15 protein-coding genes are annotated in these 19,464 nt (G+C 66.5%); 12 read left to right on the plus strand and 3 right to left on the minus strand.

All coding sequences use genetic code 11. The features are described from left to right. The first annotated feature begins 97 nt into the window (after positions 1-97). The 3 genes from NWE53_RS25870 (at position 98) to NWE53_RS25880 (ending at position 4,189) form a co-directional block, all read left to right on the plus strand. On the plus strand, positions 98-1,306 hold the full coding sequence (locus NWE53_RS25870) for an acetyl-CoA C-acetyltransferase (RefSeq protein WP_265052158.1): 1,209 nt from the start codon (positions 98-100) through the stop codon (positions 1,304-1,306). A 168-nt stretch (positions 1,307-1,474) separates the two neighbouring features. After that, the gene (locus tag NWE53_RS25875; protein ID WP_265052159.1) at positions 1,475-3,679 is read left to right on the plus strand and encodes an FAD-dependent oxidoreductase; all 2,205 of its coding nucleotides are present in this window, start codon (positions 1,475-1,477) and stop codon (positions 3,677-3,679) included. Between the two features lie 15 nt (positions 3,680-3,694). Further along, complete coding sequence (locus tag NWE53_RS25880; protein WP_265052160.1) at positions 3,695-4,189, plus strand: peptide deformylase; 495 nt, start codon at positions 3,695-3,697, stop codon at positions 4,187-4,189. A gap of 12 nt (positions 4,190-4,201) precedes the next feature. On the opposite strand, the gene NWE53_RS25885 is transcribed toward NWE53_RS25880, so the two are convergent. Next, the gene (locus NWE53_RS25885) at positions 4,202-5,233 is read right to left on the minus strand and encodes a serine hydrolase domain-containing protein (protein ID WP_265052161.1); all 1,032 of its coding nucleotides are present in this window, start codon (positions 5,231-5,233) and stop codon (positions 4,202-4,204) included. 85 nt (positions 5,234-5,318) lie between these two features. After that, entirely contained in the window at positions 5,319-6,659 is a 1,341-nt protein-coding gene (gene aptA, locus NWE53_RS25890; RefSeq protein ID WP_265052162.1) for an omega-aminotransferase AptA, read from the minus strand. Positions 6,660-6,837: 178 nt separating this feature from the next. Here aptA and NWE53_RS25895 point away from each other — a divergent pair, with 178 nt between their 5' ends. From NWE53_RS25895 to NWE53_RS25905, 3 genes are all read left to right on the plus strand, one after another. Then, positions 6,838-8,631 (plus strand): tetratricopeptide repeat protein, encoded by a 1,794-nt coding sequence (locus tag NWE53_RS25895; protein WP_265052163.1) that lies wholly within the window; start codon positions 6,838-6,840, stop codon positions 8,629-8,631. Positions 8,632-8,771: 140 nt separating this feature from the next. Continuing rightward, positions 8,772-10,262, plus strand: a complete 1,491-nt coding sequence (locus NWE53_RS25900) for an EAL domain-containing protein (RefSeq protein WP_265052164.1) — start codon at positions 8,772-8,774, stop codon at positions 10,260-10,262. A 108-nt stretch (positions 10,263-10,370) separates the two neighbouring features. Then, positions 10,371-11,240: a TIGR01459 family HAD-type hydrolase gene (locus NWE53_RS25905; RefSeq protein ID WP_265052165.1), complete on the plus strand. Its 870-nt coding sequence runs from the start codon at positions 10,371-10,373 to the stop codon at positions 11,238-11,240. Positions 11,241-11,346: 106 nt separating this feature from the next. Here the strand turns inward: NWE53_RS25905 and NWE53_RS25910 are convergent, their stop codons facing one another. Further along, positions 11,347-11,733, minus strand: a complete 387-nt coding sequence (locus tag NWE53_RS25910) for a response regulator (protein WP_265052166.1) — start codon at positions 11,731-11,733, stop codon at positions 11,347-11,349. Between the two features lie 253 nt (positions 11,734-11,986). On the opposite strand from NWE53_RS25910, the gene NWE53_RS25915 reads away from it, so the two are divergent. The 6 genes from NWE53_RS25915 to NWE53_RS25940 all read left to right on the plus strand — a co-directional run bounded on the left by NWE53_RS25915 (position 11,987) and on the right by NWE53_RS25940 (position 19,444). Continuing rightward, complete coding sequence (locus NWE53_RS25915) at positions 11,987-12,442, plus strand: MaoC family dehydratase (protein WP_265052167.1); 456 nt, start codon at positions 11,987-11,989, stop codon at positions 12,440-12,442. A gap of 95 nt (positions 12,443-12,537) precedes the next feature. After that, a complete protein-coding gene (locus NWE53_RS25920; protein WP_265052168.1) occupies positions 12,538-13,536 on the plus strand; it encodes a bifunctional riboflavin kinase/FAD synthetase in 999 nt (332 codons plus the stop codon). A gap of 206 nt (positions 13,537-13,742) precedes the next feature. Then, positions 13,743-16,820, plus strand: a complete 3,078-nt coding sequence (ileS, locus tag NWE53_RS25925) for an isoleucine--tRNA ligase (protein WP_265052169.1) — start codon at positions 13,743-13,745, stop codon at positions 16,818-16,820. Next, the gene (lspA, locus tag NWE53_RS25930) at positions 16,820-17,305 is read left to right on the plus strand and encodes a signal peptidase II (protein ID WP_265052170.1); all 486 of its coding nucleotides are present in this window, start codon (positions 16,820-16,822) and stop codon (positions 17,303-17,305) included. Before ileS ends, lspA begins: the two co-directional genes overlap by 1 nt. A gap of 72 nt (positions 17,306-17,377) precedes the next feature. Beyond that, a complete protein-coding gene (locus NWE53_RS25935) occupies positions 17,378-18,034 on the plus strand; it encodes a hypothetical protein (RefSeq protein ID WP_265052171.1) in 657 nt (218 codons plus the stop codon). Between the two features lie 120 nt (positions 18,035-18,154). Then, positions 18,155-19,444: a M16 family metallopeptidase gene (locus NWE53_RS25940; RefSeq protein WP_265052172.1), complete on the plus strand. Its 1,290-nt coding sequence runs from the start codon at positions 18,155-18,157 to the stop codon at positions 19,442-19,444. The last annotated feature ends 20 nt before the right edge of the window (positions 19,445-19,464 follow it).

Below are 19,464 nucleotides of genomic sequence, written 5' to 3' on the forward strand. Positions count from 1 at the left end.
TGCAGAACCCGCTGGATGACGAGATGGTCGGGCCAAGCCCGACCATGACGTCCGGCACCAGAACGCGCCGGCCGACGGCGCCCCGGGAGGCCACCAAATGGCAGACGCATTCATCTACGATCACGTCCGCACGCCGCGAGGCAAGGGCAAGGCTGACGGCTCGCTGCACGAGGTCACGGCGATCGAGCTGGGCACGCAGGCCCTGCGTGCGATCAAGGACCGCAGCAACCTCGATCCGCTGCTCGTCGAGGATGTGGTGCTCGGCTGCGTCGATCCGGTCGGGGAGGCTGCGGCCGACATCGCCCGCACGGTCGCGCTCAAGGCCGGCTACGGCAAGGAAGTGCCGGGCGTGCAGATCAACCGCTTCTGCGCCTCCGGCCTCGATGCGGTGAATCTCGCGGCAGCGCAGGTCATGTCCGGCCAGAAGGAGATGGCGATCGGCGGCGGCGTCGAATCCATGTCCCGCGTCGGCATGGGCGCCTCCGGCTTCGGCATCGCCGTCGACCCCAGTGTCGCGATCGACACCTATTTCATGCCGCAGGGCATCTCGGCCGACCTGATCGCGACGAAATATGGTTTCTCGCGCGACGATGTCGACGCCTTCGCCGTCCGCTCCCACCAGCGCGCCGCCAAGGCCTGGAAGGAAGGACGCTTCAAGAACTCGATCATCCCCGTGACCGACGTCAACGGCCTCATCATCCTCGACCACGACGAAACCATTCGTCCCGAGGCCAACATGCAGGCGCTGGCCGCGCTGAAGGCCTCCTTCGTCCAGATGGGTGAGATGGGCGGCTTCGATGCGGTCGCGACTGCCGCGCATCCGGATGTCGAGTTCGTCAACCACGTCCACCACGCCGGCAATTCGTCGGGCATCGTCGATGGCGCGGCGGCCGTCCTCGTCGGCTCGAAGCGCGCTGGCCGCGCGGCGGGCCTGAAGCCGCGCGCTCGCATCAAGGCCTTCGCCACGGTCGGCTCCGACCTCGCGCTGATGCTGACCGGCCCGATCGACGTCACCCAGCTCGTGCTGAAGAAGGCCGGCATGACCTTGAAGGACATCGACCTCTTCGAGCTGAACGAGGCCTTCTCCTCCGTGGTCCTGCGCTATCAGCAGGCGCTCGACATCGACGACGACGTTCTGAACGTCAACGGCGGCGCCATCGCGATGGGCCACCCGCTGGGCGCGACCGGCGCGATGGTGCTCGGCACCGTGCTCGACGAGCTGGAGCGGCAGGACAAGCAGACCGCGCTGGTGACGCTCTGCGTCGCGGTCGGAATGGGCGTTGCGACCATCATTGAGAGGGTCTAGCGCCGCCGTCATTCCGGGGCGCCGCATAGCGGCGAGCCCGGAACCCATGACCACCAGCCGCTGCGGAAGAGGCGCAGCGGCTGCCGCAGCAAATCAACATCACACGTCGTTCATGGGTTCCGGGCTCCTCGCTGCGCTCGGCCCCGGAATGACGAGGGAGGATTTCAGATGAACCTCACCAATTTCCGCTTCGAGACCGACGCCGACGGTATCGCCGTCGCGACCTGGGACATGCCGGGCCGCTCGATGAACGTCATCACCCCCGAGGCGATGGAGGAGCTGAACCAGATCGTCGACAAGGTCGCCGCTGACGAAGCCATCAAGGGCTGCGTCGTCACCTCCGGCAAGGAGAGCTTCTCCGGCGGCGCCGACCTCACCATGCTCCAGGGCCTGCGCGATCTCTATGTGAAACTCGCCAAGGAGAAGGGCGAGGCGGTCGCGATGCAGAGCTTCTTCGACGAGAGCCGCAAGCTCTCGCTGCTCTACCGCAAGCTCGAGACCTGCGGGAAGCCCTTCGCCGCCGCGATCCATGGCGTCTGCCTCGGCGGGTCCTTCGAACTCTCGTTGTCCTGCCAGTACCGTGTCGTTTCGGACGATGCCTCGACCCGCGTCGGCCTGCCCGAGATCAAGGTCGGGCTCTTCCCCGGCGCCGGCGGCACCCAGCGCGTCGCGCGTCTGATGCAGACCGGCGACGCGCTCCAGATGATGTTCAAGGGCGAGCAGGTGAAGTCGCTGCCGGCGCGCAATTCCGGCCTCGTCCACGCCGTCGTGCCGCGCGCCGACATCGTCCAGAACGCCAAGGACTGGCTCAAGGCCAACCCGCAGGCGACCGCGCCCTGGGACCAGAAGGGCTTCAAGCTGCCCTCCAACAAGGTGCATTCGCCAGCCGGCATGCAGATCTGGCCGCCGGCCAACGCGATCTATCGTCGCGAGACCAACGACAACTATCCGGCCGCCCGCGCCATCCTCTCGGCTGTTTATGAGGGGCTGCAACTGCCCATCGATCTCGCGCTGAAGGTCGAGAGCCGCTACTTCGCCAAGATTCTGCGGACGAAGGAGGCGGCCTCGATGATCCGCTCGCTCTTCGTCTCGATGCAGGAGCTGAACAAGGGCGCCCGCCGCCCGGCCGACGTGCCGCCCTCCAAGCTCAAGAAGGTCGGCGTCATCGGCGCCGGCTTCATGGGCGCCGGCATCGCCTATGTCACGGCGCAGGCTGGCCTGGACGTCGTGCTGATCGACAGGGACATCGAGGCGGCTGAGAAGGGCAAGGCCTATTCGCACAAGCTGGTCTCCGACCAGATCATGAAGGGCCGCGCCAAGACCGCCGACCGCGACGCGCTGCTTGGCCGCATCAAGGCCTCGTCCGACTATACCGACCTCAAGGGCTGCGACCTGATCGTCGAGGCCGTGTTCGAGGATCCGAAGGTCAAGGCCGCGGTCATCGCCGAGGTCGAGGCCGTGGTCGGCCCGCGCACCATTTTCGGCTCCAACACCTCGACGCTGCCGATCACCGGCCTCGCGGAAAACAGCCAGCGCCCGAAGAACTTCATCGGCATCCATTTCTTCTCGCCGGTCGAGAAAATGCTGCTGGTCGAGGTCATCATGGCCAAGAAGACGGGCAAGAAGGCGCTCGCCATGGCGCTGGATTATGTCCGCGCCATCAAGAAGACGCCAATCGTCGTCAACGACACCCGCGGCTTCTATGCCAATCGCTGCGTCGGCAACTACATCCGCGAAGGCCATCTCATGCTGATGGAGGGCGTGCCGCCGGCGATGATCGAGGCTGCCGGCAAGCAGGCCGGCATGCCGGTCGGCCCGCTCTCGCTCAATGACGAGGTCGCGGTCGATCTCGCCTGGAAGGTGCTGAAGGCCACCAAGGCCCAACTCGGCGACGCTGCCGTCGATCCGGCGCAGGAGAAGCTGCTTTCCGACATGGTCGAGAAGCACGGGCGGCTGGGCCGCAAGAATAAGAAGGGCTTCTACGATTATCCGGAAGCCGGGCCGAAGCGGCTCTGGCCGGGCCTGGCCGATCTCGTCGGCAAGCGGCTCGATCCGGAAAGCGTCGACATGGAGGAGCTGCAGCAGCGCCTGCTCGTCACGCAGGCCCTGGAAGCAGCCCGTACCTATGAGGAAGGCGTCGTCACCGATCCGCGCGAGGCCGATGTCGGCTCGATCATCGGCTTCGGCTTCGCGCCTTACTCGGGCGGCACGCTCTCCTACATCGACAACATGGGCGCGGCCGTCTTCGTGAAGCTCTGCGAGAAGCTGGCCAAGGCCCATGGCGAGCGCTTCAAGCCGAACCGGCTGCTGAAGCGCATGGCCAAGACCGGCGAGAGCTTCTACGCCACGGCGGAGAAGAAGGCGGCGGCCTGACGACGAGCCGCCGCCATGGCTATCCGCCAGATCGTGCGGTTCCCGGATCCGCGTCTGCGCGTGGTGGCCGAGCCCGTCATCCGTTTCGACGCCGATTTGCGGGCGCTCGCCGAGGATCTGCGCGACACGATGCGGGCGGCGCCGGGTGTCGGCATCACTGCGCCGCATATCGGCGTGCCGCTGCGGCTGGTCGTGCTGGAGCCGACGCCGGGCGAGGTCGCGGTCTACGTCAATCCGGTCGTCGTCGAGGCGTCGTCCGAGATGATCCGCCATAGCGAGGGCAGCGTCTCGATGCCGGGCGTAGTCGACGAGATCGAGCGCCCGGCGCGGGTGACGATAGGCTATCGCGATCTCGACGGCGTCGAGCGGACCGAGGCAGCGGAAGGCTTTCGGGCGATCTGCCACCAGCACGAGATCGACCAGCTCGACGGCATCTTCTGGATCGACCGCCTGTCGCGCCTCAAGCGCGATCGGCTTATCGCGCGCTACAACAAGTTGCAGCGCGGGTGAACTGATCGCCGGCTATCGCGCCAGCCCGCCGAAGACGAACTCGTTCGTCAGCTTCACCGATGTCTGCCAGCCATCCGGCTGGTTATAATTGCCGGCGGTGACCGCGACGACGATATCGAGGTCCGGTGCGACGACCAGGCGCTGGCCGCCATTGCCGAAGGCGCCGTATCGCACCGAGGGTGTGCCATAGCGCGGCAGGTACCAGTGATAGCCGTAATCGAGGCCGTCGCCCGTCCTGATGCGCGAGGTCAGGCTCGCCTCCAGCCAATCGGCGGGGACGACCTGCCGGCCGCCATATGCGCCCTTGTCGAGCAGCAGCTGGCCGATGGCGGCGAGATCGCGCGGGCGCAGGCGCAGGCCGGAAGCCGCGGCCTCCAGGCCGTTCGAGCCCTTGATCCAGGCGAAATCGCCGATACCCAGCGGAGCGAACAGGCGCTCGCGGGCAAACGAACCGAGCGGCATGCCGCTGCCCTTCGCGATCAGATGGCCGAGCAGCGCGGTTGCGCCGCCGCTATAGGTCCAGGCCTCCCCGGGCGACCGGTCGATCGGCCGGTCGAGGATGAAGCGATAGCGATCGGGCGCGCGTTCCATGGCGATCTCGCTGTTGCGCGGATCGCTATACGGCAGGCATTCGTCCCATTGCGTGCCCATGGTCATCGCGAGCACATGCGATACGCGCAGCCTCTGGCGGGCCGCGTCGGCGGTGAGATCGGGGTACTCGGGGAAGCTCGCGAGCAAGGGCGCGGTCGGCCCCGGCACCAGCCCGTCCGCGAGCGCGATTCCGTAGAGCAGCCCGACGATGCTTTTCGAGACGGAGCGCAGATCGTGCAATTCGCCGGCATCGAAGGCGACGACGCCGCGGCTATCGCCCCAGATCTCGTCGGCGCCGGGGAAGTAACGCTCGAGTGCGATCTTGCCTTGCCGCAGCACGACAACGCCGTGGAGGCCTTTCAGCTCTCCAGCGGCGAAGGCCTTGTCGATGCGTTCGCCGGCATCTGCCCGGAAACCGGCCTCGACGGGCGAGAGGCTCTGCCACTCTCTCATCGATTGTCGTGCGGCGACAGGGGCAGCCATAAGGGCCATGCCCGTCGCTGCCAGGAAAGCGCGGCGGTCCATGGCCTGGTGCGAATCAGTTCGCCACAGCCCGGATCACCCGGCGCAGCTTCTCGACCAGTTCGCCGACCTGGCTTTCCGTGATGATCAGCGGCGGCGAGAAGGCGATCGTGTCGGCGGCGGTGCGGACCATCAGCCCTTCCTCGCGGAAGGCACGGTCCATCGCCTCGTAGCCGCGCTTGCCCGCGCCTTCCGCGCGCGGAGCGAGATCGACGGCGCCGACGAGGCCGAGTGTGCGGATGTCGACGACGTTGGGCTCGCCCTTCAGGCTCATCACCGCATCGGCCCAGGCATCCTCCATCGCACGGGCGCGCTCGAACAGCCCTTCCTCGCGATAGATGTCGAGGGCCGCCAGCGAAGCGGCCGCTGCCAGCGGGTGGCCCGAATAGGTGTAGCCGTGAAACAGCTCGATGACGTTGTCCGGGCCGTTCATGAAGGCGTCGTAGATATGCTTGCGCACGATCACGCCGCCCATCGGCACGGTGCCGGAGGTCACGCCCTTGGCGAAGGTGATCATGTCCGGGATAACGCCGTAGCGCTCCGAGGCGAAGGCGAAGCCGAGGCGGCCGAAGCCGGTGATGACCTCGTCGAAGATCAGCAGGATGCCGTGCTTGTCGCAGATCTCGCGCAGGCGCTTGAGATAGCCCTTCGGCGGCGGCAGCGCGCCGGTGGATCCCGCCATCGGCTCGACGATGACGGCGGCGATGGTCGAGGCGTCATGCAGCGCGACGACGCGTTCGAGATCATCCGCGAAATGCGCGCCGTATTCCGGCTCGCCCTTGCTGAAGGCCTGCTTCTCGCGGTCATAGGTGTGGGCGATATGGTCGGTGCCGGTCAGCAATCCACCGAAGAACTTGCGGTTGTTGACCATGCCGCCGACCGAGATGCCGCCGAAGCCGACGCCGTGATAGCCACGTTCGCGGCCGATCAGACGGGTTTTCGAGCCCTTGCCCGAGACGTTCCAATAGGCAAGCGCGATCTTGAGGGCCGAATCAGCCGCTTCCGAGCCCGAGCCGGCGAAGAAGACATGGTCGAGATCGCCTGGCGCCAGCGCCGCGATCCGGGCGGCGGCGGCAAACACCTTCGGGTGGCCGTATTGGAAGGACGGCGCGTAGTCGAGTTCGCGCGCCTGCGCCTGGATCGCCTGGATGATCGGCTCGCGGGCGTGGCCGGCATTGCAGCACCACAGGCCCGCCGTGCCGTCCATGACCGGCTTGTTGTCCGGCGTATAGTAGAACATGCCCTCGGCCCGCGCGACCATGCGCGGGTTCTTCTTGAACGACCGATTGGCCGTGAACGGCATCCAATAGGCTTCGAGATCGTTCGGCGTGCCGATGGCGGAAGGTGCTGAAGTCATCGAAGGGCCCCTGTGGATTAACCTTCGTTGAACCTAGCAGGCGAAAGCGGGCTGTAAATCGCCATCATGGTGCGCCATGGCTGCACCGGACAAATAGCGGTCTGGGCAAGGCTGCACGTGACGTTAGGTCGTCGATGGCGTAATCTCCCCACTTGGGGCGCAGACTGAACGGACCCCGATGATAGAAGGCGATGGTGATCCTGGACGGCTGGACGAACGGGCCGCAGCGATCATCCGCGCGGAGCTGGCCCGTGTCCTTGCGTCCGACGCTTTTCGCGCCGCGCCTCAGCTTTCGGCTTTCCTGAGCTTCATCGTCGAGCGCACGATCGAAGGCCGCGCCGCCGAATTGAAGGGCTACACAATAGCCGTGGAAGGCCTCGGCCGGCCGGCCGACTTCAACCCTCAGATCGACCCGATCGTCAGGGTAGAGGCGGGCCGGCTCAGGCGTGCGCTGACGCAGTATTATGGCGGCGAAGGCCAGGGCGATCCGGTCGGGATCTCTATGCCGGTCGGCGGATACGTTCCCGTTTTCGAGATCGTCGACGCGAATGAAGAGATTGGTTGGGTTCCGGCTCCCGCCCGTCGGGACGAGGACACCATGGCGGCGCCACGGGCCGCAAAACCCGCCGATCGCGTCGCCGCGCGTCGGTGGTCCGTGGTTACCATTGCGGCGCTCGCGCTCGGCCTTCTCGCGCTCGGCTGGTGGTATCTGGCGCTGCCCGACGCGCCGGCCGAGCTCGCTTCGGCCAAAACGGCGGGATTAGAACAGGGCGCGGGCACACCGCAGGGCATCGCAGCTTCACTGCAGCTTGTCCGCGTCGCGATCACGATCCCCACCATGCCGTCCGATCCCAAGCTGGCAGGCATCCTGCGCCGGTTCTCCGATCTGCTCGTCGATGCGATGGCCCGCTTCGACGATCTCGTGACGATCAAGGCTCCTGCGCCAGGGGCGGCGGCGCCGGCCGACGTCGACTATGTTTTCGAGATGAACGTCCAGGCCGTCGATGGCGGCGTCGAGGGGTTGGGTCGCCTGCGTTCCGTTCGGGACGGACGCATCGTCTGGACGGCGTCCTCCGGCCGGCCATCGCTCGAACTGCTGCAGGAATCCGACCTTGCCGAGATGGCCCGCAGGCTGGCGACAAGGCTGATCGAGCCGTTCGGCATCATCCCGGCCGATGCGCGCCAGTCGCCGCCGACACCGGCGGTTGGCTGCGTCCTGCAATCCTTCGATGCCCGGCGCTCGATGTTGCCGGACGACCTTCTCGCCGCCCGCTCTTGCCTCGAAAAACTGGTGGAGCAGGAGCCGGGCTTCTATCCGGCCTGGGCCCATCTTGCGATCATGACGCTTGGCGAGCACGGCTCCGGTTTCAATCCCGAGACCCTCGTTCCCAAGAACCTGGACGACAAGGGCCGTTCACCGCTCGACCGTGCGCTGGCCGCGGCTCTCACTGCCATTCGCCTGGCTCCGTCCGGCGCGCGCGCCTATCAGGCGATGATGAAGGTCCTGCTCTTGCGCGGATCGACCGAGGAGGCGATCCAGAAGGGGCGGGAAGCTCTGACGCGCAATCCCTATGATCCCGACATCATGGCCGATCTCGGGTCGCTCTATGTCCGGCTCGGCCGGCCGATCGAGGGGCTGCCGCTGCTCGAGCGCGCGACGGCGCTGAGTGTCGGGCGCCCGCCGCGCTACGATTTCTATGCCTTTCTGGGGGCCTATCTGATCGGGGCGAAGAAGGTTTCCGAGACCTATGCCGCCACGCTCGCCGCCGACACCAGCCCGTTCGGCCTGCTGGCCCAGGCACTGCGCGCCGTATCGGACGACGACTCGCCGGCACAGGCCAAGGCCATCGCAGGGCTGCGCGACAAGGCGCCGCTCTTCGCCAGGGATCCGCGCGCCTATCTGGCCCGAAAGGGGTTCGCCGAAGAGGTGACGGGCAAAATCCTGACCGCGCTCGGGCTCGACAAGTCCTAGGCGTTTTCTGCAAGCCGCCCAGAGCGCCCGCGCTCCCATGTGACGCTGCTCGCATAACATTGTGCGCGCAGGTACTCTGCGGCTCAGTGTTGTGATTCGTTCCCCGCTTTCCGATCCACCCTTGTAGCGCGAACGCTGCCGTGGCCCCCTTGCGCTTGAAAGCCTTGCATCCTCTCGCCGGCGCGATCACCGGCCTTTCGGCCGGCGCGGTGATGACGATCCTGTTGCCTGGCGCGCTCGGCTCGGCGTTGGGGTTGCTCGCCTCGGGCGCTGGCGTATTGGCCACCATCCGTGCCTTCGAGCGCTATGGCCTCGCGCGGCATGAGCAGGCTCTGGCCGGACTCGGCGAGGTCAAGGTCCGGCTCGCCACCAATGCCATCCGTCTCGATGCCTTGTCGCAGCGTGTCGAGCAGATGCCGATGCGGGATGTCGATGCGGCGCCGGCGCGGGCGGCGATCCATGAGCTCACCGCCGAGGTCGGGCTCCTCGGCGATCTCATCCATCAGGTGGCGATGACGCTGGCCGATCATGAGAACGTGCTGGCCCGCCTGCCCGAACCGGCCGCAGCCGCGCCGGCGCCAGCGGCTTCAGCCATTCCCGAGGTCGTTCTCGATCCGGAAGCGGCGCGGCGCGCGCGGGCAGAACAGCTCGCCGCCGAACGCGCTGCCGCGGCCAAGGCTGCCCGGGAAGAGGCCGAAGCCGAGCGTGCCGCCCTTATCAGCACCGCGCTCAGCGAGGGGCGCCTCGAAGTCCACCTCCAGCCGATCGTGTCGTTGCCGCAGCGCCGCACCCGCGGCTATGAGGCGCTGGCGCGGCTGCGGCTCGACGAGAACACGCTGCTTCTGCCGCATGAATTTCTCGATACCGTCGAAGCCCGCGGCTTCGGGCCGACGCTCGACGCGCTTGTCCTGACGCGCGCCTTGGCGATCGCCCGGCGCCTTGGCTCGAAGGATGGCGATATCTTCGTCTCCTGCAATTTCAGCGCCGCGACCTGGGATTCGTCGCGCGCATTGGCCGCCCTGACGCGCATTCTCGACAAGTATCGCGACCACACCAGGCATCTCGTCATCGAGATGCCGCAGGCGGTCTTCCGCAAGCTTGATCCGACCAGCCTCGGCCTGCTCGGCGCGATGTCAGCGAATGGCGTGCGCTTCGCGCTCGATCATCTCGTCGATCTCAGGCTCGATCCGCATGCGCTGTTCGAGCGGGGCGTGCGTTACGTCAAGGCTCCGGCGGCGCTGCTGCGGGACCATGTCGAGGGCAGGATTGCCAGCGATATCGCGGCTGGCGATCTCGCGGCGATGATGGGCCGCGCATCGGTCACGCTCGTTGCCGAGCAGGTCGAGGACAACCCGCTGGCCGCCGACATGATCGAGCTCGGCGTCACGATGGGACAGGGGCAGGCGTTCTCTCCGCCGCGCCCGGTCAAACCGGAGGTCTTCGCCGAGCCGGAGGCTGCTTCTGCGCTGTCTCAGGCAGTCTCGTCGCAGGCCCCGCAGCAGGACGCAGCAAACGACGTCGTGCGTCCGATGGTGTCTGCCGAGCTGCCTCCGGCCCCACCCATTCAGCAGGCGGAAAGCCGCCCAGAGCGGCTGCCCTTCCGCTCCGTCCTGCGCCGCGCCACAGCCTGACGCGCGGCGGTGCGCCGCAACATCCGGTTCCGCTCTCTGCGAATCCCGTCTAGACCTGCCTGCGCGAGGCGGCTTCCGCATCGCTACCAGCCGCCGGAGATCGAGACAGTGTCGCCATCGGGGATCGCATCAACCATCGCGCTATCGGGCTTTTCCGAGGTCGCGGACCGCTTCGATCTCTGCCTGTGCGACGTCTGGGGCGTGGTCCACAATGGCGTTGCCGCCTATCGCGAGTCGATCGTGGCGCTGATGCGCATGCGCGAACGTGGCATGAGCGTCGTGCTCGTCACCAATGCGCCGCGTCCGAGCGATGTCATCGTCGGTCAGCTCGACAATTTCGGTGTGCCGCGCGAGGCCTGGGACGCGATCGTCACATCCGGTGATGTCTGCCGGTCCCTGATCCGCGCACGCGCCGGCGAATCGATGTTCCGCCTCGGTCCGGATCGTGACCTGCCGCTGACCGCGGGTCTAGACGTGCGGGAAACTGGTCCCGACGACGCGGCCTATGTGCTCTGCACCGGCCTGTTCGACGACGAGAACGATACGGCGGCGACCTATGCCGATCTGCTGGCAGGCTTCGCCGCGCGGAAGCTGCCGCTGATCTGCGCCAACCCGGACCTCGTCGTCGAGCGCGGCGGCCGCATCATCCCCTGCGCCGGTTCGGTCGCGCTTGCCTATGAGGAGATCGGCGGGCAGGTGATCTATGCCGGCAAGCCCCATCTGCCGATCTACGAGGCAGCGTTGGCCGCGGCCGAGGAGAAGCGCGGTGCCCCGATCGCCCGCGACAGGATCTGCGCCGTGGGCGATGCGATCCGCACCGACATCGCCGGTGCCGAGGGCTTCGGCGCGGCCGGCGTCATGGTGCTGGCGGGCATCCACGCCCAGGATCTGATGGAAGCGTCGTGGGAGGAGCGTCACGGCTGGTTCGGCCGGCAGACGCACCGCCCGGCCTATGCCATGCCTCATCTGGTCTGGTGAGCGGCGCTAGAGCATTTTCGAGCGAAGTGGATACCGGTTCGCGTGAAGAAAATGCGGCGCAACAAAGAGGTGGAGCATTTCGCGCTTCGAAGCACGCGGGAATGCTCTACGCGGCCACGCAGACCGATTCGATCTTGGTCTTCAGCATCTGGGCGTTGAACGGCTTGACGATGTAGTTGCTGACGCCGGCCTTCTTGGCGGCGATGACGTTCTCGGTCTTCGATTCGGCCGTGACGATGATGAAGGGCGTCTCGGCCAGCCGCGTCTCCTCGCGGACCTTCTGCAGCAGCTCGAAACCGCTCATCGGCTCCATGTTCCAGTCGGAGATCACGAGCCCGTATTTCTTGTCGCGCATCTTGGCGATCGCGACCGAGCCGTCCGAGGCGTCGTCGACATTCTCGAAGCCGAGCTGCTTCAGCAGGTTGCGGATGATGCGGATCATCGTTTGGTAGTCGTCGACCACGAGGATCGGCATGGTTGGATCGAGAGCCATCGAGACGCTCCAGGGCAGTGCAGCGGTTCCGGCGCCGGAACATACCAGCGCCACGCCGCCCGTTCGGGGCGGCCTCCACTCGCATTCGGTGATAGCTCCGGCACGTTGCGAAGCGGTTAATCCGATTGCCGAGTGACGTAACGACATGATGGCGCGCCGCACCAAAGTTCAATTGCCGTCATATTGCAGTTGCGAGATGCTTAACCCGATCGCTGACAGGGGCTGGGGGCCGCCTGCAAGCCGAGAGAGATCCATGACAGTTCAGCCGATGCCCGGCGCGCTCTATACCGTTCATGCCTTCGAGGATCTGGCCGTCGGCCAGAACGAGAGCCTGATGCGGACCGTGATGGAACGCGATGTCGCGCTCTTCGCCGAGCTGTCGGGCGATGCCAATCCGATTCATCTGTGCGATCATTTCGCTGCCGGCACCAAGTTCGGCCAGCGCATCGCCCATGGCATGCTGACGGCGAGCCTCGTCTCGGCGCTGCTCGGCACGCGCCTGCCAGGGCCGGGTGCCGTCTATCTCTCGCAGACGCTGACCTTCCTGGCACCCGTGAAGATCGGGGATGTCGTCACCGCCCGGGTCGAGGTCGTCGAGCTCGTCACTGAGCGCCGCAGGGCGCGCTTCTTCTGCGAATGCCTGGTTGACGGCAAGGCGGTGATGGAGGGCGAGGCCTGGGTGGCGATGCCGCCGAGGCCGAAATCCTGAGGCGTTCGGCCGGCCGTGGCCTTGACGCCTCGCCGGCCTTCGCCGCAAAGACGACCGACGCCCGGCTTTCGCGGGCAGACGGACGTTCTCGATCGATGTCATCCCCAGCCGATGCGCCGTTGCGCCCAGAGCCGGCGGCCGTGGTCCTCGACCTCGACAAGCCCATACCCGATAGCCTGCGCGGCGCCGTCCTGGCGCTCGGCAATTTCGACGGCGTCCATCGGGGCCACGCCGAGTTGGCGCGCGTGGCGGGCGCCATGGCGAGTGACCTCGGAACCAGGCCCGCCGCCTTCACCTTCGAACCGCATCCGCGCAGCGTCTTCCGCCCGGAGGAGCCGGTATTTCGGCTAACGCCGCCGCAGCTCAAGCTCGAATTGCTGGCCGATTCCGGCCTGGCCCAAGTCTTCGTCCTGCCCTTCGACCGCGACATCGCGGCGATTCCCGCCGAGCGCTTCGTGGACGATCTGCTCATCGGCCGGCTGGGCGCCTCCGGCCTCGTCTGCGGTTACGATTTCCATTTCGGCAAGGGCCGCACCGGTTCGCCGGAGATGCTGCAGGCTCACTGCCTTGCGGCCGGCATCCCGGTCAGGGTCGTCCCGCCCTTCGCGTGGCAGGGCGAGGCGGTGTCTTCGACGCTGATCCGCCAGGCATTGGAGGAGGGCGATGCCGCCCGCGCCGCAGCGTTCCTGGGCCGCCCCTGGTTCGTGCGCGGGCTCGTAGCTCACGGCGACAAGCGCGGCCGCGAACTCGGCTACCCCACCGCCAACATGCACCTCGCTCGCGATTGCCGGTTGCGCCACGGCATCTATGCCGTGCGCATGCGCATCGATGGCGCCTGGCATGACGCCGTCGCGAGCTTCGGCCGCCGCCCCACCTTCGACGACGGCGCGCCGCGGCTGGAGACATTCGTCTTCGATTTCTCGGGCGATCTCTACGGCAAGCGCGTCGAAGTCGCTTTTGTCGACTGGTTGCGCGGCGAGGCGAAGTTCGACTCGCTCGATGCCCTGATCGTGCAGATGGACGCAGACAGCGCCCGCGCGCGCGACATTCTGACCAAGGCCCCTGCTTTCGACGCGCCGCCCTTCCTTCCGTGAGCGGCGCCTGCTAGAAGCCCCTCATGCCCGCTGAACGCGCCATGCTGATCGATTTTCCCCGGCGAATTACGGGCCCGGCTGCCGCCTCGCGCTAGACAGGCGCGGGCGCTTGCGCAGTCCGGGTTGAAGACCGCTTTTCCCGTTTCAAGAGTGGACGCGCCGGGGCCTGATCGAAGGCCCGCCGTTCCGATTGCCCGAGCCGGATGATGACTGACAGCACCAAGACCGCCCAAGTTGCCGAGAGTGTCGACTATTCGCAGACGCTCTTCCTGCCGCAGACCGAATTCCCGATGCGCGCGGGCCTGCCGCAGCGCGAGCCGGAGCTGCTCGCCCGCTGGGCGAAGCTCGACCTCTACCGCAAGCTGCGCCAGGCCGGGCAGGGCCGGGACCGTTTCGTCCTGCATGACGGCCCGCCCTATGCCAACGGCAACATCCATATCGGCCATGCGCTCAACAAGGTCCTGAAGGACCTCGTCACACGCTCGCAGCAGATGCTCGGCTACGATTCCAACTACGTGCCCGGCTGGGACTGCCACGGACTGCCGATCGAGTGGAAGATCGAGGAGCAGTACCGCGCCAAGGGGCTGAACAAGGACGACGTTGATGTCGTCGAGTTCCGCAAGGAATGCCGCGCCTTCGCCGAGCACTGGGTCGACGTGCAGCGTCAGGAGTTCAAGCGCCTCGGCGTCGAGGGCGACTGGGCCCACCCCTATCTGACCATGGCCTATCCCGCCGAGGCGCAGATCGCCCGCGAAATCATGAAGTTCGCCGAGACCGGCCAGCTCTATCGCGGCTCCAAGCCGGTGATGTGGTCGGTCGTCGAGAAGACGGCGCTCGCCGAGGCCGAGGTCGAGTACGAGGAGCATACGAGCGACACGATCTTCGTGGCGTTTCCGATCATCGATGTTGAGCAGGCTCCGGTGGTTTACGAGTTCGGCAAGCCGCCGGAAGACCCAAGCGCGCTTGAAACGCAGCTTGAGGAGGTGAATGCGCTTATCGATTGCTCGGTCGTTATCTGGACGACGACGCCTTGGACCATTCCCGGTAATCGGGCGATCGCCTACTCCTCCAAGTTGTCCTATGGCGTGTACAAGGTTGACGACGCGCCCGAAGGGAATTGGGTGAAGCCGGGAGCCAAGTTCGTCCTCGCTGACAAGCTGGCGGAATCCGTCCTGAAGGCTGCCAAGGTATCGAGCTTTCATCGGATCAAGGCCGTTGAGGCCAACGAGCTCAGAACGATGTTTTGTGCTCACCCGCTGCGCGGCCGCGGCTATGATTTCGACGTTCCGCTGCTCGATGGTGATCACGTCACCGACGAAGCCGGTACCGGCTTCGTTCACACGGCACCGAGCCACGGTCGCGAAGACTTCGACGTCTGGATGGCGAACGGCCAGAAGCTTGTGAAGGCAGGCATCGAGACCCGCATCCCCTATACCGTCGATGCCGATGGCCGCTTCACCAAGGAGGCTCCGGGCTTCGAGGGCGCGCAGGTCATCACCGACAAGGGCGAGAAGGGCAACGCCAACGACGTCGTCATCAAGGCGCTGGTCGAGGCCGGCAACCTCGTCGCGCGCGGCCGCCTGAAGCACCAGTATCCGCATTCCTGGCGCTCGAAGAAGCCGGTGATCTTCCGCAACACGCCGCAATGGTTCATCGCCATGGACAAGCCGATCGGCGAGGCCGGCGCGCCGGACGTAGCCGATCCGCAGCCGGTCGCGGGTGGCAACGCCGACACGCTGCGCAACCGCGCGCTGAAGGCGATCAAGGAAACCGAGTGGGTGCCGGCCGCTGGCGAGAATCGCATCAACGGCATGATCGCCAATCGGCCCGACTGGGTGGTCTCGCGCCAGCGCGCCTGGGGCGTGCCGATCACCGTCTTCGTCGAGAAGGAGACGAAGGAGATCCTCATCGACGCGAAGGTCAACGCCGCCATTGCCGAGGCCTTCGAGGCCGAGGGCGCCGATGCCTGGTTCACCGACACCGACGGCGCCCGCTTCCTGAAGCCGCTCGGCTATGATCCGGCGAAATATGAGCGCGTCACCGACGTGCTCGACGTCTGGTTCGACTCCGGCTCCACCCACGCCTTCACCCTGGAGAAGCGGGCCGATCTGCGCGCCCGCCGCAAGGACGAGGGCGGCAAGGACCGCGTGATGTATCTCGAAGGCTCGGACCAGCATCGCGGCTGGTTCCATTCGAGCCTGCTTGAAAGCTGCGGCACGCGCGGACGTGCGCCCTACGACATCGTCCTGACCCATGGCTTCTGCCTGGACGAGAAGGGCGAGAAGATGTCGAAGTCGAAGGGCAACGTCACCGCCCCTCAGGACATCATCAAGGATTCCGGCGCCGACATCCTGCGCCTCTGGGTCGCGGCGGCGGATTATTCCGACGATCTGCGCATCGGCAAGGAGATCCTGAAGACCTTCGTCGAGACCTATCGCAAGCTGCGCAACACGCAGCGCTGGATGCTCGGCACGCTCGCGCATTTCAGCGAGGATGTCCGCGTCTCCGACGTGCAGACCATGCCGGAGCTGGAGCGGCTGATGCTGCACCGGCTCGCGGAACTGGGGCCGCAGGTCGCGGAGGCCTACCGCACCTATGACTACAAGAAGGTCGTGACGCTGCTCTCGCAGTTCATGAACACCGAGCTGTCGGCCTTCTATTTCGACATCCGCAAGGACGCGCTCTACTGCGACCCGCTGTCGAGCCACGTCCGCAAGAGCGCGCTGACGGTGGTCGATCATCTGTTCCGCAGCCTCACCACCTGGCTGGCGCCGATCCTCGTCTTTACCTCCGAGGAAGCCTGGCTCGAACGCTACCCGGAGCAGAAGGCCGCCGAGGGTTCGGTCCATCTCGAACTCTTCGCACGCGCCCCGGAGGATTGGCTCGATCCCGAGCTCGCCGAGCGCTGGAGCAAGATCCGCCGCGTCCGCCGCGTCGTCACCGGCGCGCTCGAGCTTGAGCGCGCCGCCAAGCGGATCGGCTCCTCGCTTGAAGCTGCTCCCCAGGTCTTCGTTTCCGACGCCGATCTCTACGCAGCCCTGTCGGGCGTCGATCTCGCCGAGATCGGCATCACCTCCGATGTTCGCATCGAGAACGGGGAGGGGCCGGCCGAGGCCTTCCGTCTCCTCGATGTGCCGGGCGTGGCAGTGGTGCCGCATCGCGCCGACGGCATCAAATGCGCCCGTTCCTGGAAGTATTTCGACCCGGCGACGGCCGACCCGGCCTATCCGCAGGTGACGCCACGCGACGCGAAGGCGCTGAAGGAGTTGGGAGTGCGCGCCTGATGACGCCTGCCCGCCGCCTCGGCCTGGCCACGGTCCTGATCGTCTTCATCTCCGATCAGGTCCTGAAATCCTGGCTGCTCTACAATGTCGGGCTGGCCGAGAACGGCCCCTTCGATCTCGCCCCGTTCCTGACGATCGTGCTCGCCTGGAACCGCGGCATCTCCTACGGCCTGTTCCAGCAGGGCACCGATCTCGGCCGCTGGTTCCTGGTGGTGATCTCCTTCGTCGCGGCCATCTGGCTCTGGCGCTGGATGTGGCGCAGTCCTGACAGGCTGACGGTCCTGAGCCTCGCCCTGATCATCGGTGGGGCGCTGGGCAACGGCGTTGATCGTGCTGTCTACGGCGCGGTTGTGGACTTCGTTCACTTTCACTGGGGTAATTTCAGCTGGTACATCTTCAACATCGCCGATGTCGCGATCGTTGTCGGCGTGGTCGGGCTCCTGTATGAGTCCTTCCGACCGGCTGGGGAAAAGACAGCTGAGTGACGGTCTCGCCATCCTTTCGCCGCTCCTCCGTGGTTGAGGCGGGTCTTGAGATCGTCCAAAGGGAGATTTGACATGGCGCAACGCATCCGCGTGACGCATCTGCTGCTCGCCGGCGGGCTCGTGCTGGCCGCTCAACCTGCCTTTGCGCAGGAGGGCATGCTGTTCAAGAACCTGATCGAGGGAACTTTTGGCGGCCGTGGTGCCGGCGGCGATATCGAGTATCGCGCTCGGCCGCCGCTGGTCGTGCCGCCGAATTCGACGCTGCCGCGTCCGCAGGATCCTGCCAGCGCCCGCAGTGCCGCCTGGCCCAATGATCCGGACGTCCAGCGCCGCAAGGACGAGGCCAATCGCCCAGCCTATGTGCTGACGGAGAAGGCGCGCAACAACCCGGTCCTGTCGCAGGAAGAGCTGCGCCGCGGCCGGATCTCGCGGGGCGAGGTGGCGCCGACCATCGTCGAGGAACACAGCAACTATAACAACCAGATTCAGCCGATCCGCATCGGCAAGGATCTGGCTGCCCGCCGCAATCAGGCTGCCGAGGAGACGCTGGCCTATGGCAGCGAGCCGCCGCGTCGCCTGCTGAGCGAGCCGCCGACCGGATATCGTCGCCCGGCAGCCACGGCCGCATTCGGCCCCGGTCGCGGTGGCCCGGTCGAGGACAAGCAGGCCGTCGGCCAGCGCGAATTCGTGACCGGCCAAGGCCCGGTGATGCAGATCAAACCCGAATAGGGGCGATCCGCGGAATCGGCTGAGGCGAGCCCTTGCCGAAGCCGGGCAAGCTGACCAAGTTCTCTTTGGGGCGGGCGCATCGTGCCCGCCCCTTCTTATCTGAGCAGGAGACGGCATCAGGTGAATATCCACGCGCGCCAGCCCGACGCGGCGGAGCCCGTCGAGTCCTTCCGCCTCGGTAATGGTCTCGATGTCGTGGTCGTGAAGGACCACCGCGCGCCGGTCGTCACCCACATGGTCTGGTACCGCAACGGCTCGGCGGATGATCCGGCCGGCAAGTCGGGCATCGCGCATTTCCTTGAACACCTGATGTTCAAGGGCACGCAGCGCTGGCCCGCCGGCGAGTTCTCCAAGATCGTCGCCGGCTATGGTGGCCAGGAGAACGCCTTCACCTCCTTCGACTACACCGCCTATTTCCAGCGCGTGCCAAAGGAGCATCTGCGCGCGATGATGGACTACGAGGCCGACCGGATGACCGGTCTCTCCTTCGACGAGAGCGTCGTCGCGCCGGAGCGCGACGTGGTGCTGGAGGAGCGGCGCATGCGCGTCGATTCCGACCCGGCTGCCGAACTCGGCGAGGAATTTTCCGCGACGCTGTTCTTCCACCATCCCTACGGCACCCCGATCATCGGCTGGGAACATGAGATCGAGGGCCTGAGCCGGGACGACGCCTTCGCCTATTACCAGCGCTTCTACACGCCCGAGAACGCGATCCTCGTCGTCGCCGGCGACACCGATGCCGCCGAGGTGCGCCGTCTCGCCGAGGAGAGCTATGGCAAGATCGCGGCCCGCGGCGCGGCGCCGGTCCGCAGCCGCCCGATCGAGCCCGAGCCCCGCGCCTCGCGACGTGTGACGCTGAACGACCGCCGCGTGCAGCAGCCCTCGCTGCGCCGTGGCTGGCTGACCCCGACATACACCAGCGGAGACCGCGACGAGGTTCTGGCGCTCGAACTCGTCGCCGAGATCCTCGGCGGCGGCACGACCTCGCGGCTCTACCGCAAGCTCTGTGTCGAGGACGAGCTGGCGGCCGGCGCCAATGCTTATTTCATGGGCTCGATGGTCGATCGTTCGGCCTTCCAGCTCTCGGCGAGCCCGCGCCCGGGCGTCGAGATGGCCGCGATGGAGGCAGGCCTCGACGCCGTCCTCGCGACCTTCCTGGCTGAGGGGCCGAGCGAGCTCGAATTGGCGCGCGCCCGCACGCGGCTCGTCGCGGAGACGATCTTTGCCCGCGACAATCAGGCCTCGCTCGCCCGCATCTTCGGCTCGGCCCTGGCTGTCGGCGAGACCGTCGAGGACGTAATCGCCTGGCCGCAGCGCATCGAGGCGATCAGCCGCGACGCCGTCGTCGAGGCTGCCCGCCGCTATCTGAAGCCGGATCGCAGCGTCACCGGCCTGCTCCTGCCCGCCTGACCTCGCGGTCTTACCCTTTC

Origin of the sequence: Bosea sp. NBC_00550 (assembly GCF_026020075.1) — a bacterium.
In the GTDB taxonomy this organism is placed as follows: Bacteria; Pseudomonadota; Alphaproteobacteria; order Rhizobiales; family Beijerinckiaceae; genus Allobosea.